At 33.0% G+C, this 3,078-nt stretch carries 4 protein-coding genes; 1 reads left to right on the forward strand and 3 read right to left on the reverse strand.

Going from position 1 to position 3,078, the window contains the following annotated elements:
* Window positions 1–67 precede the first annotated feature (67 nt).
* Both ACFX4W_RS30665 and ACFX4W_RS30670 read right to left on the reverse strand, forming a co-directional pair.
* Window positions 68–748: a hypothetical protein gene (locus ACFX4W_RS30665; RefSeq protein ID WP_197198152.1), complete on the reverse strand. Its 681-nt coding sequence runs from the start codon at window positions 746–748 to the stop codon at window positions 68–70.
* Between the two features lie 118 nt (window positions 749–866).
* Entirely contained in the window at window positions 867–1,499 is a 633-nt protein-coding gene (locus ACFX4W_RS30670) for a helix-turn-helix domain-containing protein (RefSeq protein ID WP_197198151.1), read from the reverse strand.
* Window positions 1,500–1,823: 324 nt separating this feature from the next.
* Here ACFX4W_RS30670 and ACFX4W_RS30675 point away from each other — a divergent pair, with 324 nt between their 5' ends.
* Complete coding sequence (locus ACFX4W_RS30675; RefSeq protein ID WP_341004347.1) at window positions 1,824–2,336, forward strand: DUF3967 domain-containing protein; 513 nt, start codon at window positions 1,824–1,826, stop codon at window positions 2,334–2,336.
* 152 nt (window positions 2,337–2,488) lie between these two features.
* Here ACFX4W_RS30675 and ACFX4W_RS30680 read toward each other — a convergent pair.
* Window positions 2,489–3,078 (reverse strand): hypothetical protein (locus tag ACFX4W_RS30680; protein ID WP_377560630.1); only part of this gene is annotated, 590 nt, incomplete at its 5' end.

Raw genomic sequence — 3,078 nt, forward strand, 5'->3', positions numbered from 1 at the left:
AAAAAAAAGACCCTGTAAAAAAACAGAGTCAGTAAAAATTCAAAAACAAACCTCTTTTTTAAGTGTTTTATTCAATAACAGTTTTTACTGGTGGAATTCCCCAATCAAGATAGAAAGCTACACCTTTACCCTGAGTCATAGCTCCAGTTATTTTCAATGCAAGATCTGCAAAAAAGGCTCCACCTAAAACTGCAGTACTTATTCCAGCCACAGTGCCTAATGGTCCTGCTAAAGCTGATGAAACTGCTGTCCAAGCAGCCATTAATGCAGCTGGACCTGATTGCGCTGCAACGGTTAAAACAGCAAATGTTCCAGATTTCAAAGCAGTATTAGATAAATAACCAGCTCTATAACTAGAAGTTTTAGCTACTTGGTTACTTTTTAATATGCTTTCTTTTGAAGCAGAATAATTATATGTACCATCAAGTATAGCTTTGAAATCTTTAAGTTGTGTTTTTGTAAAATCATATTTATTCATAAGAACATCATCACTTAAATCTACACTTAATGTTTCTTGATCTTTCTTGAAATGAATATGATTCGAAACTTCCAACAACTTAGTAACAAGCTTTGTATCTACACCAGATTTCTCTAAATCACTTATGCTATTTTTTTCTGATTCTGTTAATGTTACAGCACCCTTACTTCTGTCCGACGTCTGTGCTTGTGCTACTACGGGCGAAACCAAAGATATAAGGATTACTGAAGCAACCACAAGAGACAAATAACTACGTAACTCTTTTTTCATAGTGACCTCTCCTTTACTAATGTTATAAAAATAACCAAGTAATAGTTTAACATAAATGTCAAAAGAATTCCTTTTGATCTATATTAACTATGCTGGAGAGTTTTTATAAATTTTAAATTTATTTGTCTAATGACCTTGGTTTCCTCCATGTAGGAATGAAAAACTTAATATTTTTAATAACCAAAATCACAATGCCAAAAAGTAACGTAACTAATGTATTTATACTTCTTTCAAAAGGCAACATTTCATATAAAAAATAAGAGAAAACAAATAACAGATCAAGCCATATAACTTTTTTAGAACCAGATTTTCTATTAAAGTAATCCCTTGCCCCAACAAATGTTAGAACTACTCCGGTCAAAAATAGGACACCCCACCAAATTTGTAAATACCAAATAGGAAGTTGATAAGAAGAAAGATCAAATAAAGCACCAATGTAACCTAAAAAACTAATCAGCATAAGAATTCGACCAAAGACAGCTGACATTTGCATTTTTATATCTTTTTGACTTTGTTCAATCCGAGTTTCTAAGTCTTTTTGTTCCTCAGAATATTGCTCTGGAGAAACTAATTCTTTAATATCACTATCAAATAATTCAGCCAACCTTATTAGATTATCCATTGATGGTTCTGATTGATTTGTCTCCCATTTCGATATTGCCTGCCGACTAACCCCTAATTGTTCTGCTACATATTCTTGCGATAACTTTAAGGATTTTCTTTTATTACTAATATTAGAACCTAAAGACATCATACAACACCCCATTTCCATATGATTGCTGTAATTGTATTAGTTTCACAGGTTGCACACCACCAACCACTATGCAACTATTGGTTGCAAAAGCTTGTTTTAACTAAATTCTGTAAAAGATTATTATCAAAAGGCACTTCCACTTTATGAGAGACTTTTATGAGTCTTTAAATAAATTTATAACCGTTAAAACGTTCTTGTCATATTTCTCATGATCGAATGATCGTATTCATGGACGCAACCATGATCGTGATCGTAGGAATCCATTGATATAACTAGAATAATCAATGTATGATCGTATGGTGAACGAGGTGGTGAAATTATATGGATAACCAAGAAAAATGGCACTCTATCAAATCATTAGAGAAAGAACTTCAAATCCCAGATACAACATTGCGAAGATACATTCGTCAACATGGCCATCATTTGAACATAAAGAAAAACGGAAAAAGCTATTTAGTAGCAAATGAATCCATTCCTTTGCTGAAAAAAATTCGTGGTTTATACGTAGAAGGAAAGTCTATAGAAAACATTGAGACCATCCTCACTAACGAAGGACATCCAATCACTATCACAATAGACAATCATACAGAAAGTACAGCATTGACGCTGAATGAGTCGATAGAGGACATAAGGAATACTCTCAACTCACAAATGAATGAACAAAAACAAATCATCCAATCTCTTATTCAGACAATTCACGAACAACAACACTACATTGAGTCTAAGCTTGAGGAACGCGACAAACACCTTATAGAGGCTCTAAAAGAGAATGAAGAAATGAAAAAACAGATTGCTGCTGCTCAACAAAAAAAGTGGTGGCAATTTTGGAAATAGGACACCCATGAAAATGGCGCACTTATACACACCCCTGTGTGCGTGCTAAAATCTCTCGATTTCCGTCAAGCGTGTAACTTGCTTTTATGTATTTTGGAGTCAAATATAAATAAAAAAAGCAAACTCATAAGAGTTTGCTTTTTCATTAAATCTCAATCCCAAAAAGAAGTAGCTTTTCCCTTGGCACTACAATAAATTGTATTAGAAAAATTAAAAGATTGAAAAGTCATATTAATTGGGTCAATACCAATTTTTAATTTACCTTTGAAAGTGTTTCTAACATAAGACTTAGCACTTTTTTTACTCTTCTTTGAGCTATGTGATACAGTCCAAACTGTTCCTTCATGAGTACCATAAGCATCTGTAGGAGTAGAAGTAGACCCATTCACAGTAAATACACCAACACTATTCAATGTCAAAACAGTAAAACCTAAAATGTTTTTAAGTTTCATTTGTTTTTTAACTCTTACGTATTGAGACTTTTTCTTTTTAGCTGCAGACGCCATTACCATATTATCAATAGTCGATGAACTCTCTGCTAATGAAGATGGCGGGACAAATCCCACAGTCTCTTCTTGACTTGTCTCCAAAATAAGATTTTCACTCACTTTAACTTGATCACTTTTTTTCTCATCATCTAATTTTTGAATACCATCTTCTATAATTGTCCCTAAATTGTTCAATTCCTCTGTGCTAATATTTAGTTCTTCAGCAAGATTTTCATCCTCATTAGAGACAGATT

Source organism: Priestia sp. YIM B13489 (genome assembly GCF_042787645.1).
Classification (GTDB): Bacteria; Bacillota; Bacilli; order Bacillales; family Bacillaceae_H; genus Priestia; species Priestia megaterium.

Bases quoted from the DNA above. Each gene is read 5' to 3' on its own strand.
- ACFX4W_RS30670 (WP_197198151.1), bottom strand. From the start codon at position 1,499: ATGTCTTTAGGTTCTAATATTAGTAATAAAAGAAAATCCTTAAAGTTA.
- ACFX4W_RS30665 (WP_197198152.1), bottom strand. From the start codon at position 748: ATGAAAAAAGAGTTACGTAGTTATTTGTCTCTTGTGGTTGCTTCAGTA.
- ACFX4W_RS30675 (WP_341004347.1), top strand. From the start codon at position 1,824: ATGGATAACCAAGAAAAATGGCACTCTATCAAATCATTAGAGAAAGAA.